This is a genomic window from Micromonospora fulviviridis, assembly GCF_014648395.1.
Lineage (GTDB): Bacteria > Actinomycetota > Actinomycetes > Mycobacteriales > Micromonosporaceae > Micromonospora > Micromonospora fulviviridis.
Genome location: NZ_BMRA01000006.1, coordinates 123917 through 144520 on the forward strand (window position 1 = coordinate 123917; position 20604 = coordinate 144520).

The window sequence follows — 20604 nt, forward strand, 5'->3', positions numbered from 1 at the left end:
CGTGGTCGACCGGGCGATGGTCCGGTAACCGTGCGGCAACACCTGGGTCTCTCCCGGCCAGCAGGCACGTGCTGGGCCTGCCCACTCTCCCGGTGACCCGAGAGCTGGGGAGGCACGATGAGCGTCAGCGCCCGCGACCGGATACGGGGCCGAGAGAAACGCCAACTGCGGGACTGGTTGCTGGCCGACACAGCCGCCCGCCCGGCCCAGGCGCAGGGCCCGTACGCCCGTCCACCGAAGCAGCGCCACCACGCCTGGTGGAAGGTCATGTGCCTCACCGGCGTGGACTACTTCTCCACCCTCGGCTACCAGCCCGGCATCGCGGCGCTGGCCGCCGGCGTGCTGTCCCCCATCGCGACCCTGGTGCTGGTCCTGGTTACCCTGCTCGGGGCGCTGCCGGTCTACCGGCGGGTGGCGCACGACAGCCCGCACGGCGAAGGCTCCATCGCGATGCTGGTGCGCCTGCTGACCTACTGGCAGGGCAAGCTGTTCGTGCTGGTCCTGCTCGGCTTCGCCGCCACCGACTTCATCATCACCATCACCCTGTCCGCGGCCGACGCCACCGCGCATATCGACGAGAACCCGTTCTGGCCCGACAGCCTGCGCGGCCATCCGGTGATCATCACGCTGCTGCTGGTGGCGCTGCTCGGCGCGGTGTTCCTCAAGGGGTTCACCGAGGCGATCGGCATCGCCGTCGGGCTGGTAGGGGTCTACCTGACGCTCAACGCCGTGGTGGTGGCCGACGCGCTCTGGCGGGTACTCACCCATCCCGCCATGGTCGGCGACTGGACCACCGCACTGACCGCGCAGCACGGCGACCCGCTGCTGATGATCGGCATCGCGCTGCTCGTCTTCCCCAAGCTCGCGCTCGGCCTATCTGGCTTCGAGACCGGCGTCGCGGTCATGCCGCACGTCAAGGGCGACCCGGGCGACACCGAGGAGAAGCCGACCGGGCGGATCCGGGGCGCACGGCGGCTGCTCACCACCGCCGCCGTGATCATGAGCATCTTCCTGATCACCAGCAGCCTCGTCACCACCGTGCTCATCCCGCCCGACGCCTTCACGCCGGGCGGGCCGGCGAACGGCCGGGCCCTTGCCTACCTGGCGCACCAGCACCTCGGCGAGGTGTTCGGCACCGTCTACGACCTGTCCACCATCGCGATCCTCTGGTTCGCCGGCGCCTCGGCGATGGCCGGCCTGCTCAACCTGGTCCCGCGCTATCTGCCCCGCTACGGCATGGCGCCCACGTGGGCCCGCGCGGTGCGACCACTGGTGCTGGTGTTCACCGCCGTGGCGTTCCTGATCACGGTGCTGTTCGAGGCAAGCGTCGATGCGCAGGGCGGCGCGTACGCCACCGGCGTGCTCGTGCTGATCACGTCGGCGGCGACCGCGGTGACGCTCTCCGCCCGGCACCGACGCCAGCACGGTCGTACCGTCGCGTTCGGGACCATCACGGTGATCTTCGTTTACACCACGATCGCGAATGTGGTGGAGCGGCCCGACGGTGTGAAGATCGCCGCCGCGTTCATCGCCGGCATCATCGCGGTGTCGCTGCTCTCCCGGCTGTTCCGGGCCTTCGAGCTCCGGGTCGAGACGGTCGAACTGGACACCACGGCCCGGCAGTTCGTCACCGACTGCGCCCGGCGGCGGATCCGGCTCATCGCCCACGAGTCGAGCACGGGGAACCCGGCTGAGTACCGCGACAAACTCGCGCAGATCGTCAAGGACAACGATTTTCCCGCCGACAGCGACGTCATCTTCGTTGAGGTGACCGTCACCGACCCGTCGGACTTCGAGACCGAGCTGCACGTCAGCGGAGCGATCGTGCATGGCAGGTACCGGGTGCTGCGGCTGGCCAGTTCGTCAGTGCCGAACGCGCTCGCCGCGCTGTTGCTGCACATCCGCGACCTCACCCACCGCCGCCCGCACATCTACTTCGAGTGGACCGAAGGCAACCCGGCGGGGAACTTCCTGCGCTACCTGATCTTCGGGCAGGGCGAGATCGCCCCCGTCACCCGGGAGATCCTGCGCCGGCAGGAACCCGACCCGACTCGGCGGCCCCACGTGCACACCGGCTGAACCGGCGCGTACGCGCCCGACGGGCCGGACGGCCCTGTGCGCGGGCCCCACCTCAGGCCACCATCAGAGGTGCACCGACCAGGAGGTAGCTCATGGCAGACAGCGACGCCTGGCCCGCCCGACGGCACAGGCACACCCACCGGCCGCCGGCAGTGGTCAACCGGCTGATCCTGGCGGCCCTGCGTTCCCGGCGCCTGCACGGCCTGCTCGACGGGCAACTGTGCGAGGTGCGCTACCGCGCCGCCGACGGCCGGCTGGTCAGCCTGCCGGTGCTCTACGCCACGACGAATGGACGGTACGTCGTCCTCGTCGGCGACGCCTCGGACAAGCGCTGGTGGCGGCACTTCCGCCGGCCCGCCGAGGTGCAGGTGTGCCGGGGCGGCCGGTGCCGCACCGGCGCCGGCCAGGTGGTCCCGCCGGGCGACCCCGCCTTCGGCCCGGCGGCCGAGGCGTACGCCCGACGGCACGGCGTGCCGGTCGGCCCGGACGACCGGCTGCTGGTGGTGGACCTGCCGGCGACGGCATCGAACTGACCGCTCCCCGTTGAGGGAGGCCATCACGGAGGGTAGCGGTCCGGCTCGGTGGACAGTTGCCGGCCGGATCATCCTCGAGCTTGCGGCACAGCTGGGCCATGTACGGGCGTAGCTGGCCGGTCTTGTTGTGGCAATCCAGGCCCCACACCTCGTGTCGGACCGGGCGCTGGCTGACCAGCCTGCCCACGCGCCGGCGTGGCGACTCCCGCCCGGCCAGGTGCCGGAGCTCTTCCGACCTGGCGGGGCTCGCACTGGCCATCGAGCTGGCCGCGGCCCGGTTGCACGCCATGAGCGGTCGAGTCGGTCCCACCAGCTGGAGGACCCGTTCGCGCTGCGCGGCGGCGGGCCCGCACCAGGCCGCAGCGGCACCACACCCTTGCACACCGGCTTCGCGCACTGTCCGGTAGAGCTGCGTGACCGAAGTTCGGCGGTCCGGGCTACGAGCGGCGTACGGGTTGGTATGCCTGTGGGGTGGCGGAGCACGCGAACAACGAGCAGTCTCCACTCGTAGGCGGCAACGAGCGGGAGGAAAACGGTGGGACCGCGTCTCAGACCTCGCTGACGGGTCGGGGGTCGGCGGGGCTGGGGTTGCTGCTGGGCGCGTTGGGTGTGGTGTACGGCGACATCGGCACGAGCCCGCTGTACGCGCTGAAGACGGTCTTCACCCTCGACCGCAACCTGGTGCCGGACGAGCCCGACGTGTTCGGCGTGATCTCGTTGGTCTTCTGGTCGATCACCCTGATCGTGTCGATCAAATACGTCATTTACGTCCTGCGCGCCGACAACGAGGGCGAGGGTGGGGTGATGGCCCTGGCAGCCCTCGCCCGAAGGGCGCTGCTGATGGACAGCGGAAGGCGTGCCGGTGCCGTGTTGGCGCTGGGGGCGCTCGGTGCCGCTCTGTTCTACGGCGACAGTGTGATCACTCCGGCGATTTCCGTCCTGTCGGCGGTGGAAGGGCTCGAAGTCATCTCCCCGGGTTGGGCGGTGGTGGTCCTGCCGGTGTCGGCGGTAATCCTCGTTGTGCTGTTTGTCGTTCAGCGATGGGGCACCGGAAGGGTCGGGGCCGTGTTCGGGCCGACCATGGTGCTCTGGTTTGTCTGTATCGGCGTTGTCGGCGCGGCCGAGGTGTGGCGTCACCCAGGCGTTCTGGTCGGGTTGTCGCCGACGTACGCGGTATTGTTCGTCGTGGCTCACCCGGTCATCGCGTTCATCGCGATGGGCGCCGTGGTGCTGGCGATCACCGGCGCCGAAGCCCTCTACGCCGACATGGGGCATTTCGGCCGTGCCCCGATCCGCCGGGCCTGGTTCGCGATCGTGTTTCCCGCGTTGACGCTCAACTACCTCGGGCAGGGCGCGTTGATCCTGCGGGCACCGGACAGTCGGGCTGATCCGTTCTTCCTGCTGCTGCCGGGCTGGGCGCGGCTGCCGATGGTCGTCCTGGCCACCGTGGCCACCGTGATCGCGTCTCAAGCGGTGATCTCGGGGGCCTTCTCGGTGTCCCGGGAGGCCATGCGGCTGGGCTTCCTGCCGCACCTGCGCATCCGACAGACCTCCCGTCGCGAGTACGGGCAGATCTACCTGCCCGGAGTGAACTGGAGCCTGTTCGCGGCAGTCTTGCTGGTGGTGTTCACCTTCGGCTCATCCACAAACCTCGCCGCCGCTTACGGAGTGGCGGTCACCGGTACCTTCCTGATCACCACGACCCTGTTCCTGGTCGTCGCGCGGGCGCTATGGCACTGGCCCACCTGGCAGGTCACGCTGTTCGGGATCGCCTTCGGCAGCATCGAGCTGGTCTTCTTCACCGCGAACCTGGCCAAGGTCAGCCACGGCGGTTGGCTCACGCTGCTCATCGCGATCATCGTGTTCACGGTGCTGCTGACGTGGCGGCGCGGATCGGAGCTGGTCACCCCCCGACGGACCGAACTTGAAGGCCCACTGCGGGACTTCATCGACACCCTGCACACCTCGAACATCCCGTGGGTGCCGGGCACCGCAGTTTTTCCCCATCCGAACAAGGAGACGACGCCCCTGGCGTTACGAGCGAATGTGGCGCACAACCACGTTCGGCACGAGCGGATCGTGATCATGACCGGTCGTACCGCGAACGTCCCGCACATTCCCTGGGATCGGCGACTGACCATCGACGATCTCGGCGATCCGAACGACGGCATCATCCACATCAGCGCGGTCTTCGGCTTCCAGGACCCCACCGACTTTCCCGAGGTCCTGCGCCGCGCCGCCACCCACCCCCTCGCCGAAGGGTTCGCCCTCGACGAGGTCTCCTACTTCGTCTCGAGGATCACACTGCGCCGCACTCGTCGCCCCGGTATGGCCGCCTGGCGCAAACGTCTGTTCATCGGCCTCGCCCACAACGCCGCCAGTCAAGCCGAGTTCCTGCACCTGCCCGAGGAGTGCACCATCGTCCTCAGCGCCGAAATCCCCGTCTGAGGTGTCCGCTGTGATAGCGCGGTGTCCGTCTGATAGGGGCCACTTCATATTCGCGAGGAGCGTGCACCGACTGCCACCGCTGCAACAGCCGAAAGTGCTACAGCGAACCAATGACGAACGGCCAGTTTCACGGCCGGAAGTATGGCAGGTGGCTCTGGTCAGCGGCTGTCCCAGCCGAGCCATGTCGGGTCTCAGGACCTCCGCGATAGATCAGCGAACCGATGCCCCGTAACCGCGTCCACACGGAGTGCTCGGCGGTTTTGCGCAGTCTCACGCTCATGCCGCTGACGGCGCGGTCGTGCCGAGATGTGCGAGCACCGGCCCGTATGGTGGCGTCATGATCACCTGCGTCGTGCACTACACCATCGACCCCGCGCAGATCGAGGCGTTTGAACGCTTCGCCCGCGCGTGGATGCGGCTAGTGGCCAAGCACGGTGGTGTGCACCACGGCTACTTCCTACCCGCCGAGGGAGCCAGCGATCAGGCCGAGGCGCTGTTCAGCTTCGAGAGCCTGGCAGCCTACGAGCGTTACCGCGCACGGTTCGGAAATGACCCGGAGTTCGTCGCGGCTGACAGCATCCGCGACGACTCGGGTTGTGTCGTGCGGTACGAGCGAACGTTCATGCGCCCGCTCCTGCCGACTGATTGAAGGCGCACTCTTCTGTCGCGAAGTTGTCCTGCCGTGGACCTACGTCAGAGGCGAGTTGCCGTCGCCCGAATGTCGGCTGGCCGTCGCACCTGGTCGACGAGGCCGCCGCGGACACCGAGGCTGCCTCGCGCGGCCCGGTAGAAGCCGTCACGAGTCTCGTCGGCCCGCCGAACCAGGTCCGTCAGATCGTCGGGCGGGTCCGGCAAGGAACGCGCCGCCTGCTCCAGCGCTCGTACGGCGTGACGCCAAGCGGAGGCCGCACCTACGGTGAACTCGTCACCGAGCAGTAGAACCGACTCCCAGGTCAGGGTGTGCCGCACATCCGCCTCAGCCAACCGCGCTAACCCCTCCTCGCGGTCAAGTGCCGGGGTGCGGGCACCGGGCCGGTGGGCGCTGAGCATTCCCAGCGCCAGCAGGTGGATCTCCTTCACGGCGCGCGTGAAATCGGCGTAGGCGTCCAGCCGTCGCTCGTCCCAGCGCACCATTTGACCGCGCCGCCAACGGGCCCGTTCGGCCACTGTCGTGGCAATGATCGTGCCGACAGTGCCGACCACCACGCCGGTCAGCGCCGGCACCTGCGTCATCATGGTCTCCAGCAGTCTCACCGACGTCCCCTCGCCGTGGTTGGATTCGGCCCGTCCACCATGACTTGCACTACCGTCAGTTGCCATAGCCGCGCCGCCGGACCCGCACCCACGCTGGCCACATGACGAACCCGGTGACAGTAGCCTTCTGATCGTTGTCGTCGTGATTGTCTCTGTTCGAGGGACCGCCGTGGTGGACCGACTCCACCGGCGCGCCGCTTTCGTCCGCGCGCTCATGCCGCCGAGCGGGGAGTCCGATGCGAGCGGCGTGTGTCATGAGGTCGAGGTCGGATCACAACCGCAGAGTATCGGGCGGGCAACCCCTGCCGGTCGACGCGCGCCGACCAAGGTCAGGTGCAGGATCTGCCGCCGATGGTGCGTCACGTTGAATGATGGGCCGGGCGACCCGCGGCGCGCGGAGATGAGCGCGCCTGGTGGCGCCGGCGCGACGGAACGCTGCCGATGGTCACGGGCGCTTCACCAGTTTAGGTGGGCTGCGCATCCCACCAGCGTTGAAGCTCGACATCCGGCGCTTCCGGGCTGGTGAAGTGGAACGGCACACCGACATGCTGGGCGACAGCCTGCCCCTGCTCGGTCGCCTGCCGCGCCTCCGGCCAGGGCGGCACATGGCCGTTGAACAGGCGGATGTCACCGCCTTGCCGCAGCACCGTCAACGGCACCTCGTCGAAGCGGTCATGGTGCCGGCCCGGCCGCCGCACGATCGCGACCAGGTCGACGCACCAGCCCTGCGTGTCACCGTCCCACAGTGCTTCGACGGCGACGACCGGTGCAGTGATGGCGGCCGCCTTCTCGATCAGCTGCGCGGTCGTCGCGGGCGTTGGCTCCGGCTCGACGAGACCCCGCCCGTCCAGTTCGGCGCGACGCTCGATCAGCAGATCCTGGGCCTGGTAAAGACCGGGCGTAGGCTGCAGTCCGCCTTCCCGACGCAGGAGGACGACAGCCGCGATCAGCCGACGTGCGCACAGCAGCCCGTCGATCCGGTCCCGCAGCTGCGGGCTCAGCGCGTTCCACCAGGCGTCGCGCGCATACATGCTGCCATTCTCGCCGTTCATGCCGGCGGCGATCCGCGCCGACGGACGCAGCCCTGACGTACCGTCCGGATCTGCCGCGGATCGCTTGTTACGTAGCGTTTCAGCCATCCCGGTCCTGTGGCTGCTGACTCGGTCGTCTGGTACGTAAGGTCACCGTGCGGCGGTGAGGATCGTCGGAGCGAGCCTGGTGGGACGATCGGTGGAGTGTGATCGTGCGAGTTGTGAGCGTCAATGCCTGGGGTGGCGCGCTGGCCGACGAGTTACTCGCGTGGCTGCCAAGCAGCGAAGCGGACGTCGTTTGCCTACAGGAGGTAACGCGAACTCCCGGCCTGGCCGGCTGGACCCGGTTCTCCGACGGAGAGCGAAGCCTGCCACAGCGGGCCACTCTCCTGGATGACGTACGCGGTGTCCTGCCACAGCATCAGGCATTCTTCGTGACGAGCGACTCCGGCCCGGTGTACGACGAAGCTGGCCGCAGCCACCGGCAGGACTTCGGCGTGGCGACCTTGATCGGTGAAGATCTGCCGGTCGTCGGCGTCGACTCCGCCTTTGTTCACGGTCACTTCGCCGACCACGTCGAGTGGGCGGTGTCCGACCGTCCACGTGTTGCCCTCGCGGTGCAAACCGTCGATCGTGTCGCTGACCGGCCGGTATGGGTCGTGCAGGTGCACGGGCTGCGTGACCCGCTCGGCAAAGCCGACACCCCTGCCCGGCGCCGCCAGGCCGAACGGCTCGCCGATCTCGTGCGCCGGATCCGCGGCTCGAAGGATCTGGTAGTCGTTTGCGGCGACTTCAATGTGCTGCCCGACAGTGAAACGTTCAGCGTGCTGGCCGACCTCGGTCTCACCGACCTGGTCGGCGTCGCCGACACCCGCACATCTCGCTACCGCAAATCGGTCAGGCACGCCAGCTACCTGCTCGTCTCCGACCTTGCCGCCGTCGAGCGGTTCGAGATTCTGGCAGAACCTGAGGTGTCGGACCATCGGGCGCTGATCCTCGACATTTGAATCGGAGAACCACGCCGGCTCGCCAGTACGCGACGTCATGGGCACTTACTGTGAGCATGTGGGTGTGGCCGAGGGCAGGCTAGGCTCGGCTGGTGCCGCACGACACGATCTTCAACGAGCACCGCGCTCTTCTCAACGCCGTCGCATATCGGGTGCTCGGCCGCTGGAGCGACGCTGAGGACGTGGTCCAGGACGCGTGGCTGCGGTGGAGTGCTGTCGACGTCGAGCAGGTGGAGAACGCGGAGGGTTATCTGGTCCGGGTGACCACCCGTCTGGCGATCGATCGCCTGCGCAGTGCCGCGTCCCGGCGCGAGACCTATGTCGGCCCATGGCTGCCCGAGCCCATTCTGACCGCGCCGGATGTCGCCGACGACGTCGCCCGCTCGGAGTCGGTGTCGTTGGCGATGCTGTTGGTTCTCGAGTCGTTGTCCGCCTTGGAGCGGGCTGTCTTCGTGTTGCACGAGGCGTTCGGCTACTCCCACAGCGAGATCGCCACTATGGTCGAGCGCAGCCCGGAATCGGTACGTCAGACGGCGTTGCGCGCGCGAGAGCACGTCAGCCGCAGGCGGCGCCGCTATGACACCGATCAGGCGACCCGGCGCAAGGTGACGGAGTCGTTCATGTCGGCGAGCACCGGTGGTGATCTTGTTTCGCTGATGGAGGTGCTGGCGCCGGACGTGAGGTTGGTGTGCGACGGTGGCGGCCTGGCGCCGGCGCCGCGCAAGGCGATCGAGGGAATCGATCTGGTGGCGCGGGCACTGGTCACGTTCGGCGGTCGCATGCCACAGGAGCCGCGCGTGGTGATGGCCGAGGTCAACGGCGGGCCCGGCGTCGTCATCTACTCCGCTGAAACCCCGGTGGCGGTCATCGTGCTGCATCTTGTCGATGGGCGTGCGCGGGAGATTCACCTGATCAGCAACCCGGAGAAGCTCACCGCCGTCGCCGGCTTGTGACGGCGGTCATAGCGCCTCACGGTTTCAGGCGGCTGCGTCGTCCGTGGGGCATGACTGACATCAAGCAGGTAGTTGTTATCGGCGCCGGCTACACCGGCATGCTGGCGGCCCTCGGTACGGCGAAACGAGCCAAGGGCCGGGTCCAGGTGACCCTCGTCAACCCGTGGGAGAGGTTCACCGAGCGGCTGCGGATGCACCAGATCGCCACCGGCCAACAGCTCGCCGAACATCGCATCCCGGACCTGGTGGCCGGTACCGGCATCGACTTCGTGCAGGGCTGGGCGACCGGGATCGACACCAGTGCGCACACCATCACGGTGTCCACGGTGGATGACGGTCAGGTCTTCCTCGGCTACGACACACTGGTCTATGCGGTCGGCAGCACCACCGACACCGGCGGTGTCCCCGGGGTCACCGAGCACGCCTTCACCCTCAACAGCCCGCAGAGCGCACAGGACATGGCCGCGCACCTCGCGCGCCGGGGTAACAGCGAGTTCCTTGTCTGCGGAGCCGGCTTGACCGGGATCGAGGCCGCGACCGAGATCGTCGAGTCCCACCCGAACGTCCGGGTCACCCTGCTGAGCCGGGGCGAGCCGGCCGCGATGATGGGTGCCAAGGCTCGCGCATACCTGACGGCGGCCTTGGATCGGCTGGGCGTGACCGTCCGGCAGGGCGTCAGCGTGACCAAGGTGCTTCCGAGCGGGGTCGAGCTGGAAGGCGGCGAGTTCGTCGCCGGCGACGGCTGCCTGTGGACCACCGGCGTGCGCGTGGCCACGCTGGCCACCGAGGCCGACATTCTCACCGACGAGCACGGGCGCATCCTTACCGATGCCATGCTGCGGTCGGTGTCGCACCCGGAGATCTACGCGATCGGTGACGCGGCCGCCATCCGCCAGGCTTACGGCGTCATCCACGGCACCTGCCAGAGCGGCATTCCGTCGGCGGCGCACGCCGCCGAGAACATCGCTCGGCAGTTGCGGGGCAAGCAGCTCAAGCCGTTCCGCTTCGGCTACCTCCACCAGCCGGTGAGCCTCGGACGCAAGGACGCGGTAATCCAGTTCACCCACGGCGACGACAGCCCCCGGCGCTGGTACATCACCGGCCGGGCAGCCATCTTCTACAAGGAGACGGTCAGCAGCAGCCCGATCAAGACCTACGGGCTGGCGAAGCGGCTGACTATCTCGTCGCGGATGCTTGCCACCACCGGCGGCAAGCGCAACAAGCCGGTCTAGCGGGGACGTTCCGGTCCCGCGTCGTTCGCCGGCTGACCCAGCGGGACAGTGGCCGCCTGATGGGGTCAGGCGCCGCCGCCGGCCGCCGTTGTCCTGCCGTGCCAGTCACGGGTGCTGGGCCGTTTACCCCAGCGGCGGGTATTGCTCATGAACGGTCCTGCCGCCATGTCACGAGCGGCCGGGCTGGTTCTTCTCAGGTGTCGGCACCCACCCCGGAGGGGCCCTGCTTTCATTCGAAAATTCAAAAGTTGAATCGTATCGATCTAAAGATTAGCGTGTGGCTCATCGATCTTTTGTGCTGCGAGGTCGAAGACGCCGGTCCCAGGGAGGCGAGCCCCACCGATCCTCCCGGCCGGGCCCCCACCACTCGCACCAGGAGGAACCATGACCGCACCGAACGGCCGGCGCCGACGCCGGAGAGCCGCGCTCGCGGCCGCAGGTGCCGCTTTGGCGACCCTGCTCGCTGCCGTCCCCGTCACCCCGTCCGCGGCGGCGCCCGTCAACGCCGACGTCCCGCCCCAGGAACCCGGCGTCACCCTGCGCTCATACGACATGGGCGTACCACTGTCGGCGCTGTGCACCCTCAAACCCGCACAGACTCCGAACGTCGACAAGCTGATGCCGCAGATCAACTGGACCAGCACCGACGAGTTCGGCCTGGCCGACCGGTTCATCAGCCACGCCATCGCCAACCTCACCGTGCCCACCGACGGGGAGTACACGTTCCGCCTCACCAGCGACGACGGGTCGCGGCTGACGATCGACGACAAGCTCGTCGTCGACCACGACGGCCTGCACGGCGAAACCTCCAAGGAAGGGTCGCTCACCCTGACCGCCGGCCTGCACCCGTTGCTCGTCGAGTTCTTCGAGAACGGCGGCGGCCAGGTGCTGCGGCTGGAGTGGCGTCCCCCGGGCGCGAGCGGATTCGAACTCGTGCCGACCTCCGCGTTGAGCACCGAGGCCGACGTCGTACGCGTCACCGCCCCGGGATGGAAGTACTGCGAGGGTGCGACCGACTCGGCGGGGGACGGCCTTCCCCTGGATCGGGTGCACCCCGGCTACACGCTCACCGACCTCCGCCCCGAAGGCTTCAAGCCGCAGGTCACCGGCATGGCCTTCCTGCCCGACGGCGACCTGGTGATCTCGACCTGGGGCGGCACCGACAACGCGACCGGCGAGGTCTACCTGGTCGAGGGCGTCACCGGCAAGACCGGCCCCGAACAGGTCACCTACCGCAAGTTCGCGCAAGGGCTGCGCGAACCGCAGGGAGTGGCGGTGGTCGACGGCACCGTCTACGTCAGCCAGAAGCACGAGCTGACCGCCCTGCGCGACACCGACGGCGACGGCGTCGCCGATGACTACCGGACGGTGGCAACCTGGCCGTGGGGCGGCAACTTCCACGAGTTCGCGTTCGGCCTGCTCTACCGGGACGGGTACTTCTATCTCAACCTGTCAGTCGCCATCAACCTCGGTGGCGCCACCACCGTGCCCCAGCCGGCGCGCAACCGCGGAACGTCGATCAAGGTGAACGCCGCGACCGGCGAGATCACGTACGTCGCCGGCGGCCTGCGCACCCCCAACGGCATCGGCTGGGGACCGCGCGGCGAGGTCCTCGTCACCGACAACCAGGGGGGCTGGCTGCCCGCGAACAAGCTGGTCCAGATCAAGCAAGGGGCGTTCTACAACCACTACACCACCCCCGCGGGCCCGTACGACGACAAGGCGGTGACCCGTCCCATCGTCTGGCTGCCACAGAACGAGATCGCCAACTCGCCGTCCACGCCGGTGCTGCTGAAGCAGGGGCCGTACGCGGGGCAGCTGGTCGTCGGTGACGTGACCTACGGCGGCCTGCAGCGGGTCTTCCTGGAAGAGATCGAGGGTCAGTACCAGGGCGCCGTGTTCCGGCACACGCAGGGCCTGGAGTCCGGCATCAACGAGGTGGCCCTCGGCCCCGACGGCGCGCTCTACGTCGGCGGCCTGGGCGCCGGCGGCAACTGGGGCCAGGAGGGCAAGCTCACCTACGGCCTGCAGAAGCTGACGCCCAACGGCACCTCGGTCTTCGAGGTCAAACAGATGCGCGCGTCGCATGTCGGATTCGAGCTGGAGTACACCGAGCCGCTGTCCGCCGAGACCGCGCAGCAGCTCGCCGACGCGTACCAGGTGGAGCAGTGGCGCTACGGCGCCACGAGCCAGTACGGCGGCCCGAAGCTCGAGCTGGAGACGCTCAAGGTGGCCAAGGCCGAGCTGTCGGCCGACGGCCGCACGGTCAAGCTGCAAATCCCGGGCCTGAAGGAGAACCGCGTGGTGCACGTGCGCTCCCCGCGTCCGTTCTCCTCCGCCGGCGGCGAGGAGCTGTGGAACACTGAGGCCTGGTACACGCTCAACGAGATACCGGGCCGCGTGGTGCAACCGCAGACATTCTTCGAGGCCGAAGAGGGCCGAACGGTCGCGGTCGGTATGGCCACCGACCACGCCGCCTACTCCGGCGCGGGCTTCGCCGCCGGGTTCACCGAGAACGGCTCGTCGACCCGGATCTCCGTCGACGTCGGCGAGAGCGGCAGCTACGACCTGGCGATGCGCTACAGCAACGGCCCGAACCCCTACTCCGGGCAGAAACAGCTGAGCTTGTACGTCAACGGCGAACGCGTCGAGCAGACGGTCTTCCCCTCGACCGTGACCTGGGAGGAATGGGGGACGGTCACCACCACCGTGCCGCTGAACAAGGGGCGCAACGTGGTCGAGTACCGCAAGGAGGCCGCGGACTCCGGACACGTGAATCTCGACGTGCTCGCGGTGCGGCCGCACGGCGAGCGCATCACGCTGTTCAACGGACGCGAGCTCACCGAATGGCAACACACCGACGGACGCGAACCGACGTGGGCCGTCGCCGACGGCACCATGACGGTGCGCAACGGGGACCTGCGCACGTTGCAGGCATTCGGGGACTTCCGCCTGCACCTCGAGTTCAACCTGCCGCTGTACCCGCCGGACGTGACCGGCCAGGCGCGCGCCAACAGCGGCGTGTTCCTGCAGGACCGCTACGAGATCCAGATACTGGACTCGTTCGGCATCGACCCGCCCCAGAAGAACGACGCCGCGGCCATTTACAACCAGAAGGCCCCCGACGTGAACGCGGCGCTGCCGCCCGAGACCTGGCAGACGTACGACATCGTCTACCGGCAGGCCCGCTACGACGCGGCCGGCAAGAAGGTCGAGAACCCGCGCGTCACGGTGGTCTGGAACGGCGTGAAGGTGCAGGACGACGTCGAGATCCTCGGCCCGACCGGCAGCAGCCGGCCCGAAGGCCCGGCCACGGGTGCCATCCGGCTGCAGGATCACGGCAACCCGGTCCAGTACCGCAACACCTGGATCGAGCCCCTGGACCTGTAGGTTCGCCAGCGATCAGAACGCGGGCGGTCGGGTACCGGTTCGCCGGCCCGGCCGCCCGCGGTCTGGATGGCCCGACAGCTTGTGCCCTGGCCCAACGGAGGTGGTCGTGGCAACAACGGTTGATGCAGGGCGTCCCGGTGACATCTGGAGACTTCACGCCGACGACCGGCCGGTGCGGATAAAGAAGCGACGCCCGCACATGGTGGTGTTCCGGTCGGACGCCGAACCGGCACGATCGGGCCACGGGATTGAGCCACCCCGCTTTCATGGAGCTTCTTGATCATGGCCTGATGGCCGCGGGGCGGAAGTCGTCCGTGGCAGCACCGAAGAAGTACCCCGATGAGCTTCGCCAGCGCGCTGTGCGCTTGTATCGCGAGTCGGATCCGAAGCCGGTCATCCGGCGCCTGGCCGAGCAGTTGGGCGTGCATCACGAGGCGTTGCGGAACTGGATCCGTCAAGCCGAGGCCGACGCGGGTTAACGTCACGACCGGCCTACCGGCTAGCTCGACGAGCGGTCCACCGCCGCGGGGCGCGAGGATGCTGTCCACGCGACCACCCGCGCATGGCCGGCAGCACCGGCAGGAGGCAATCGCCGTGCACGTGGCCCGGGTGGAGCGTGCGTTCACGTGGCCGGCCTGCGCCGGAGGGCCGCCTTCCTGATCGACGCGCGGATGTCGCGAGATCGGGGCCCGGGCAGGCCCTGGCGGTCCTGGCCGGGCCCCGGTTTGTCAGTGGTGGGTGCTGCGGGTGTTGAGCACGATGGCGGTGGTGATCAGCCCGGCACCGATGAGCCCGGTCGAGCCGAGGCGATCGCCGAGGAACAGCGTTGCCAGGAGCGTGGCGACGAGCGGTTCCAGTAGTGCGATCAGCGCTGCCGTACTGGCCGCGGTGGTACGCGGGCCCCGGAAGTAGAGGGCGTACGCCAGCGCGGTGGGTACGGCGCCCAGTAGGAGCAGCAACCCGACGGACGCTGGGGTCGGGACGAAGTCCATGCCGGATGTCACTGTGGCCGCAGGGGCGAGCACGGCCGCGCCGATCGTGAAGCTCACGCCGGTGGCGGTGAGGTCGTGCAGACCGGCGACGGGCCGGGTGCCTATGAAGGTCATAGTGGCGAAGCTGGCTGCCGACGTCAGCGCGAGTCCGGCTCCGCAAGCACGCTTGCGGCGGCGAGGCCGCCGGAGGGCGTGCCGACGAGCAGGGCCAGACCGCCGATGGCCAGCGCCACCGTGCCGAGCATCCGCGCGCTCACCCGCCGATCCACTCGGTGACCAGGACCAAGACAGGTGAGGCGCCGATCGTGAGGAGGGTCCGAGCTCGCAGCCGGTCCGTTGACGCTCACGTGGTCGGCGCAGGCCAAGAGCCCGTATGCCTACACGCTCGGCTTCTTCTCCGACGGCCAGCTCGTCGCGGCACAGAAGCACAACGTGGCCGACGCCTCCCTCGGTCGGATCCAGGCGACGTACTCCAGCATGGGTGCCACGACCGACTTCGGTGACATGACTGCGGCCCAGCGCCCGACCACGGTCGCGTTCTGCGTCGGCGGCATCGACGCTTTCGCGGTGCCGAACACCCGCACGGAGTACCTGACCGCCGACGGGACGCAGTGGTACAAGTGCATCATCTCGAGCTTCCCCTTCGGCGAGGTCATGAACGACCACTTCCGGACCTTGGCCCCCGGTCAGGTCGTCACCGACTCGTGGTACGGCGGGTCAGTCACCCCCCGGCGTCCGGAACGACAACGACGGCACGCCGCAGATGATCGCCGAGCGTCAAGGGCCGGGCTGTCGGCCAGCACACCCGGCCGGATCTTCTCCTTCTTGCCGGTGAAGGCCTTGCATCTTCCCGCCGCAGATTCCGCAGTAGACTGTGGTGTCCACGCTGTTCTCCTCCATCTGTCTCCGGGCGGAAGCACTCGTCCCAGGCGACCTGCCAGCTCATGGTGACGCGCCATCGCGGCATGTCACCGAGCCCGTCGACGGCGAGCAGGTCTGGCCGTACGGCGGCCGTCGGCGTAGGGGTGCGCGCACATCAGATTCCGGGCCGGCTTCGCGAGGGATCGGCGAGTCCACCATGTCCGGAGCCGAAGTGAGTTAACGATTTCTCGTCGGTGCCGGCTCCCTCGGGCCGTGCCGACACCCGCACTCATCAGGCAATACAACAGCATGCCAGCGCGCGTGCTCGGACCCGGTAGGGAAAGACGCCGGCGGATCGGTCTTGCTTCGGAAATCGATTGCTGGAACAGTGGCGCCATGAAGGTTGCGGCCGTCCTCGGCGTCGACATCGGCACATCGAGCAGCAAGGGTGTCCTCGTCGACGCCGACGGCCGGGTCCTCCGCTCGGCGACCCGCGCGCACGAGGTGAGCCGCCCCCGACCGGGCTGGGTGGAGATGGACGCGGACGTCTGGTGGCAGGAGTTCGTCGCGCTCAGCCGTGAGCTCCTCGCACCCGGCGATGCCGACGTCGTCGCCGTCGGGGTGAGCGGAATGGGTCCATGTGTACTGCTCACGGACGCCGCGAACGCCCCGCTGCGCCCGGCCATCCTCTACGGCGTCGACACCCGCTCGACCCAGCAGATCGCGCGCCTCACCGAGCGGTTCGGCGCAGCGGAGATCCTCCGGCGGTGCGGCTCGGCACTGTCCAGCCAGGCGGCGGGCGCCAAGGTGGCCTGGGTGGCCGATAACGAACCGGAGCTCTTCGCCCGGGCCCGGCGGCTCTTCATGCCCAGTTCGTGGCTCGCGTGGAAGCTCACCGACCACTACGTGCTCGATCAGCACTCCGCGAGTCAGTGCACACCCCTCTACGACACCGAGGGCCAGGACTGGTACGCGCCGTGGACCACGGAGATCGCACCCGATCTGGTCCTGCCGCCGCTGCGCTGGCCCGACGAGGTGGCCGGGACGGTGACCTCGCGCGCGGCGGCAGAGGCCGGCCTGCCGGCGGGCGTACCGGTCGTCACGGGCACCATCGACGCCTGGTCGGAGGCGATCAGCGTGGGCGCCCACGGCGTCGGCGACCTGATGCTGATGTACGGCACCACGATGTTCCTCGTCCACACGGTGACCGCCCGCCTCACGAACCCGTCGCTGTGGGGCACTGTCGGCGCCCTGCCCGGGACGCGGAACCTCGCCGGCGGTCTGGCCACCTCGGGCGCGATCACGGCGTGGCTGCGCGAGCTGTTCGGCTCACCGGACTATCCCGAGCTGCTCCGGCTGGCCGAGGCCTCCGGTCCGGGCGCGAAGGGGCTACTCGTGCTCCCGTACTTCGCGGGCGAGCGCACTCCCATCCTGGATCCGCACGCCCGTGGGATCGTCGCCGGCCTCACCGTGTCGCACACCCGCGGTGACCTGTACCGCGCCGCGCTCGAGGCGACCGCTCTCGGCGTGCGGCACAACATCGAGACGATCGAGGCGAGCGGTGGTGACATCCGGCGGGTCGTGGCGGTCGGCGGCGGCACCCAGGGCGGGCTGTGGACCCAGATCGTCTCGGACGTCACCGGGCGTGCCCAGGTCATCCCGTCGCAGACCATCGGTGCGAGCTACGGAGCGGCGTTCCTCGCCGCGCGGGCCGGGTGGCCCGTCTCGATCGAGGCGTGGAACCCCGTCAAGGAGATCCGGCAGCCCCGGGCCGAACTGGCCGCCGACTACGACGAGCTCTACGGGCTGTACCGCGAGATGTACACGAGTTCCAAGCGGGTCGCGCACGCGCTCGCTGCACGTCAGGACCGTCTTTTGGCCGCCGGCCCGCCGGCTGCCAGCGACACCCCACGCACCGAAGGAGTCGCCCCATGACCAGTTACCCGCTGCCCGTGCTGGCCGAGCCGCCCGCCGCGGCGCCCGGCACCGTCTACACGGTGGCCAGTGGCGATCTCCGGCCCAGCGCGAACGTCACGTGCTGGCCCACCCAGCAGCAGCTGGAGGCCGACCTCGCGGCCGCGGTCAACGCGCTCGGCTGGAAGGTCGAGCGTGGCCACGCCTTCGACCCGGACAAGGGCCACGGTTTCATCGACAGCCAGCGGGCCGGGATCGAGGTCTTCAAGCGCATCCCGGCCGACGCGCCGCTCATCGTGGTCGAGGCGGTCTGGCAGTACAGCCACCACGTCCTGGCCGGGCTGCGCAGCCACCGGGGACCGATCCTGATCGTCGCCAACTGGAGCGGCGAGTTCCCGGGCCTGGTCGGCCTGCTCAATCTCACCGCGAGCCTCACCAAGGCGGACGTGCGGCACTCCGCGCTGTGGAGCCGGGACTTCACCGACGACTGGGCGGTCGACGGGCTGCGCACCTGGCTGGAAACCGGCGAGCTGCGCCACGACACCAGTCACGTCCGCGATCTGCCCGCCCTGCCCGACGGCGCGGAGGTCGCGCTCGGTCGCGCCCTGGCCACGCAACTGGCCCGGGAGAAGGCCATCATCGGCGTCTTCGACGAGGGTTGCATGGGGATGTACAACGCGATCTTCGACGACGAGCTGATCAACCCGCTGGGCATCTACAAGGAACGGTTGTCGCAGAGCGCGCTGGTCGCCGAGATGGCACGGGTCCCCGACGAGGAGGCCCACGCGGTCCGCCGCTGGCTGGACGAGGCCGGGATGACCTTCCACACCGGCACCGACGAGGCCACCGAACTCACCGACGCCCAGCTGACCAGCCAGTTCAAGATGTACATCGCCGCCCTGCGCATCGCGGACGACTTCGGCCTGGACGCGGTCGGCATCCAGTACCAGCAGGGGTTGAAGGACACCGTCCCGGCCAGCGACCTGGCCGAGGGGCTGCTCAACAACGTCCAGCGGCCACCGGTGCGCAGCCGCGACGGCAGCCGCGAACTCTACGCGGGCGCGCCGCTGCCGCACTTCAACGAGGTCGACGAGGGGGTGGCCGTCGACTCGTTGGTCACCAACCGCATCTGGACCGCCATGGGCCTCGACCCGGCCACCACTCTGCATGACATCCGGTGGGGGGAGACCTACGGCGACGACTTCGTCTGGGCGTTCGAGATCTCCGGCTCGGTGCCGGCGTCCCACAACGGCGGGTACGACAAGTCGTACAGCATGCGGCAGCCGCCGATGTTCTTCCCGCTCGGCGGCGGCACGCTGAGTGGGGTCTCCAAGCCGGGCGAGATCGTCTGGTCCCGGGTGTTCATCATGGACGGCGGGCTGCACGTCGACCTCGGGCGCGCGACGGTCGTCGAGCTTCCCGAGGAGGAGACCCGGCGCCGGCTGGAGGCCACGAACCCGCAGTGGCCGATCATGCATGCCGTGCTGCACGGGGTCGGCCGCGACCAGTTGATGGCTCGCCACAAGGCCAACCATGTGAACGTCGCCTACGCGCCGGACGCGGAGGCCGCCGACCGGGCATTGCGGGTGAAGGCCGCGCTGTTCGCCGAACTCGGCGTCCAGGTGCACCTCTGCGGCGACGTCGACCTCTGAGTACTCGCCCGGAGACCCGGCCGCTCGTGGGCCGGCCGGGTCTCCGGGGCGGAGCGCGGCCATCCTCCAGCCGAGGCGCCGAGGGTGGTGACGAGGGGGCCGGGGAGCCTGAGGCAGCCTCCCCGGGCCTTCGTGCCGGCGAACGGTCAGCTCGGGCGGGTCGAGCTGTCGCGCACTTGGAGCCCGGTGCTGAGCATGACGGTCGACGGCAGCCGCGACGGGTTGGCGATCCGCTCGGTGAGCAGCCCGGCGGCGGCGCGTCCGAGGTCGTACGTCGGCTGGGAGACGGTGCTCAGCGACGGCCGGACCAGGTGTGCCCACGGAATGTCGTCGAATCCGACGACCCCGACCTCGTCCGGCACCCGGATGCCGCGGTCGACGAGGCATTCGACGGCGCCCACGGTCATCAGGTTGTTCGTGGCGAAGACGCTGTCGGGCGGGTTGTCGCTGTCGAGCAGCGAGGCCATGGCCCGGTAGCCGCCCTCCTCGCGGAAGTCCGCGTACCGCACCAGGGCGTCGGTCGCCTCCCGCCCGCGCGCCCGCAGCGCGCGCTGGTAGCCCCGGAGCCGCTGGGCGGCCGTGGAGATCCGCCGGGGGCCGGTGATACAGGCGACTCGCTGGTAGCCGTTGTCGAGCAGGTGCGTGGTCGCCAGCCCCGCCCCGTGCTCGTTGTCGACGAGCACCGTGTCGATGGTGACGCCGCGCAGCTGACGGTCGATCGCCACGACCGGGATGCGGGCCTCGAGGAGCCGGTTGATCACCGCCGAGCGGCCAGACGTGGAGATGATGACGCCGGCCATCCGTTCGGCGAGGACCGCCGCGATGTACCGGGACTCCTTCTCCGGGTCCTCGTCGGTGTTGCACAGGACCACGGAGTAGCCGGCGCTCTGCGCGACGTCCTCGACCCCACGCACCATCGAGGTGAAGAAGGGGTTGCCGATGTCGGAGATGATGACCGCCCAGAGGCTGGTCTGGCTCAGGCGCAGGTTGCGGGCGACCGCGTTGGGACGGTAGTCGAGGTCCTGCATCGCCTGGTGCACGCGCGCGGCCATGACCGGATCGACGGTGGTGCGGCCGTTCAGCACCCGCGAAACCGTCGCGGGCGAGACCTGAGCCTGCCGTGCCACGTCGTAGATCGTCGCCATTCGCCTCCATCCGGTGGATTCCTACGATGACAAGCCCGACAACGAGTGCCCGCATTCCGTACCCTCGCCGGTGCGGGGACTGCGCATCTTACGGGCTGAGAGTGACGGAATAG

Annotated in this window: 16 protein-coding genes; 12 read left to right on the top strand and 4 right to left on the bottom strand. The window is 69.0% G+C overall.

Annotated elements, in window-relative coordinates; genetic code table 11:
• The first annotated feature begins 117 nt into the window (after window positions 1-117).
• The 4 genes from IEY96_RS17465 (at window position 118) to IEY96_RS17480 (ending at window position 5709) form a co-directional block, all read left to right on the top strand.
• Complete coding sequence (locus IEY96_RS17465) at window positions 118-2079, top strand: APC family permease (RefSeq protein ID WP_189195866.1); 1962 nt, start codon at window positions 118-120, stop codon at window positions 2077-2079.
• Window positions 2080-2171: 92 nt separating this feature from the next.
• Window positions 2172-2612: a hypothetical protein gene (locus IEY96_RS17470; RefSeq protein ID WP_189195867.1), complete on the top strand. Its 441-nt coding sequence runs from the start codon at window positions 2172-2174 to the stop codon at window positions 2610-2612.
• A gap of 471 nt (window positions 2613-3083) precedes the next feature.
• Window positions 3084-5060 carry a potassium transporter Kup gene (locus IEY96_RS17475; protein WP_229791644.1) on the top strand — a complete coding sequence of 659 codons (1977 nt, stop codon included), beginning with the start codon at window positions 3084-3086 and terminating at the stop codon, window positions 5058-5060.
• 337 nt (window positions 5061-5397) lie between these two features.
• Window positions 5398-5709, top strand: a complete 312-nt coding sequence (locus tag IEY96_RS17480; RefSeq protein ID WP_189195868.1) for an NIPSNAP family protein — start codon at window positions 5398-5400, stop codon at window positions 5707-5709.
• 44 nt (window positions 5710-5753) lie between these two features.
• On the opposite strand, the gene IEY96_RS17485 is transcribed toward IEY96_RS17480, so the two are convergent.
• Window positions 5754-6314: a hypothetical protein gene (locus IEY96_RS17485; RefSeq protein ID WP_229791645.1), complete on the bottom strand. Its 561-nt coding sequence runs from the start codon at window positions 6312-6314 to the stop codon at window positions 5754-5756.
• Between the two features lie 464 nt (window positions 6315-6778).
• On the bottom strand, window positions 6779-7453 hold the full coding sequence (locus IEY96_RS17490) for a hypothetical protein (RefSeq protein WP_189195869.1): 675 nt from the start codon (window positions 7451-7453) through the stop codon (window positions 6779-6781).
• A gap of 113 nt (window positions 7454-7566) precedes the next feature.
• On the opposite strand from IEY96_RS17490, the gene IEY96_RS17495 reads away from it, so the two are divergent.
• From IEY96_RS17495 to IEY96_RS17515, 5 genes are all read left to right on the top strand, one after another.
• Window positions 7567-8352: an endonuclease/exonuclease/phosphatase family protein gene (locus tag IEY96_RS17495; RefSeq protein WP_229791646.1), complete on the top strand. Its 786-nt coding sequence runs from the start codon at window positions 7567-7569 to the stop codon at window positions 8350-8352.
• Between the two features lie 92 nt (window positions 8353-8444).
• Window positions 8445-9305, top strand: a complete 861-nt coding sequence (gene sigJ, locus IEY96_RS17500) for an RNA polymerase sigma factor SigJ (protein ID WP_229791647.1) — start codon at window positions 8445-8447, stop codon at window positions 9303-9305.
• Window positions 9306-9355: 50 nt separating this feature from the next.
• On the top strand, window positions 9356-10537 hold the full coding sequence (locus IEY96_RS17505; RefSeq protein WP_189195871.1) for an NAD(P)/FAD-dependent oxidoreductase: 1182 nt from the start codon (window positions 9356-9358) through the stop codon (window positions 10535-10537).
• Window positions 10538-10921: 384 nt separating this feature from the next.
• Window positions 10922-13927 (top strand): 3-keto-alpha-glucoside-1,2-lyase-like domain-containing protein, encoded by a 3006-nt coding sequence (locus IEY96_RS17510; RefSeq protein WP_189195872.1) that lies wholly within the window; start codon window positions 10922-10924, stop codon window positions 13925-13927.
• 266 nt (window positions 13928-14193) lie between these two features.
• Window positions 14194-14406 carry a transposase gene (locus IEY96_RS17515; RefSeq protein WP_189195873.1) on the top strand — a complete coding sequence of 71 codons (213 nt, stop codon included), beginning with the start codon at window positions 14194-14196 and terminating at the stop codon, window positions 14404-14406.
• Between the two features lie 249 nt (window positions 14407-14655).
• On the opposite strand, the gene IEY96_RS32710 is transcribed toward IEY96_RS17515, so the two are convergent.
• Window positions 14656-15033 (bottom strand): EamA family transporter, encoded by a 378-nt coding sequence (locus IEY96_RS32710; protein ID WP_229791648.1) that lies wholly within the window; start codon window positions 15031-15033, stop codon window positions 14656-14658.
• A 222-nt stretch (window positions 15034-15255) separates the two neighbouring features.
• On the opposite strand from IEY96_RS32710, the gene IEY96_RS32715 reads away from it, so the two are divergent.
• From IEY96_RS32715 to IEY96_RS17530, 3 genes are all read left to right on the top strand, one after another.
• Window positions 15256-15870 (top strand): hypothetical protein, encoded by a 615-nt coding sequence (locus IEY96_RS32715; RefSeq protein WP_229791649.1) that lies wholly within the window; start codon window positions 15256-15258, stop codon window positions 15868-15870.
• A 306-nt stretch (window positions 15871-16176) separates the two neighbouring features.
• Complete coding sequence (locus IEY96_RS17525; protein ID WP_189195875.1) at window positions 16177-17715, top strand: FGGY-family carbohydrate kinase; 1539 nt, start codon at window positions 16177-16179, stop codon at window positions 17713-17715.
• Window positions 17712-19346: a fucose isomerase gene (locus IEY96_RS17530; RefSeq protein WP_189195876.1), complete on the top strand. Its 1635-nt coding sequence runs from the start codon at window positions 17712-17714 to the stop codon at window positions 19344-19346. The genes IEY96_RS17525 and IEY96_RS17530 overlap by 4 nt, the downstream gene beginning before the upstream one ends.
• A 146-nt stretch (window positions 19347-19492) precedes the next feature.
• Here the strand turns inward: IEY96_RS17530 and IEY96_RS17535 are convergent, their stop codons facing one another.
• Window positions 19493-20491, bottom strand: a complete 999-nt coding sequence (locus IEY96_RS17535) for a LacI family DNA-binding transcriptional regulator (RefSeq protein ID WP_189195877.1) — start codon at window positions 20489-20491, stop codon at window positions 19493-19495.
• Between the last annotated feature and the right edge of the window lie 113 nt (window positions 20492-20604).

Excerpts from the sequence above, each read along its gene's own strand:
- IEY96_RS17465 (WP_189195866.1), top strand. The coding sequence starts at position 118 with ATGAGCGTCAGCGCCCGCGACCGGATACGGGGCCGAGAGAAACGCCAA.
- IEY96_RS17470 (WP_189195867.1), top strand. The coding sequence starts at position 2,172 with ATGGCAGACAGCGACGCCTGGCCCGCCCGACGGCACAGGCACACCCAC.
- IEY96_RS17480 (WP_189195868.1), top strand. The coding sequence starts at position 5,398 with ATGATCACCTGCGTCGTGCACTACACCATCGACCCCGCGCAGATCGAG.
- IEY96_RS17490 (WP_189195869.1), bottom strand. The coding sequence starts at position 7,453 with ATGGCTGAAACGCTACGTAACAAGCGATCCGCGGCAGATCCGGACGGT.
- IEY96_RS17505 (WP_189195871.1), top strand. The coding sequence starts at position 9,356 with ATGACTGACATCAAGCAGGTAGTTGTTATCGGCGCCGGCTACACCGGC.
- IEY96_RS17510 (WP_189195872.1), top strand. The coding sequence starts at position 10,922 with ATGACCGCACCGAACGGCCGGCGCCGACGCCGGAGAGCCGCGCTCGCG.
- IEY96_RS17515 (WP_189195873.1), top strand. The coding sequence starts at position 14,194 with ATGGAGCTTCTTGATCATGGCCTGATGGCCGCGGGGCGGAAGTCGTCC.
- IEY96_RS32710 (WP_229791648.1), bottom strand. The coding sequence starts at position 15,033 with ATGACCTTCATAGGCACCCGGCCCGTCGCCGGTCTGCACGACCTCACC.
- IEY96_RS17525 (WP_189195875.1), top strand. The coding sequence starts at position 16,177 with ATGAAGGTTGCGGCCGTCCTCGGCGTCGACATCGGCACATCGAGCAGC.
- IEY96_RS17530 (WP_189195876.1), top strand. The coding sequence starts at position 17,712 with ATGACCAGTTACCCGCTGCCCGTGCTGGCCGAGCCGCCCGCCGCGGCG.
- IEY96_RS17535 (WP_189195877.1), bottom strand. The coding sequence starts at position 20,491 with ATGGCGACGATCTACGACGTGGCACGGCAGGCTCAGGTCTCGCCCGCG.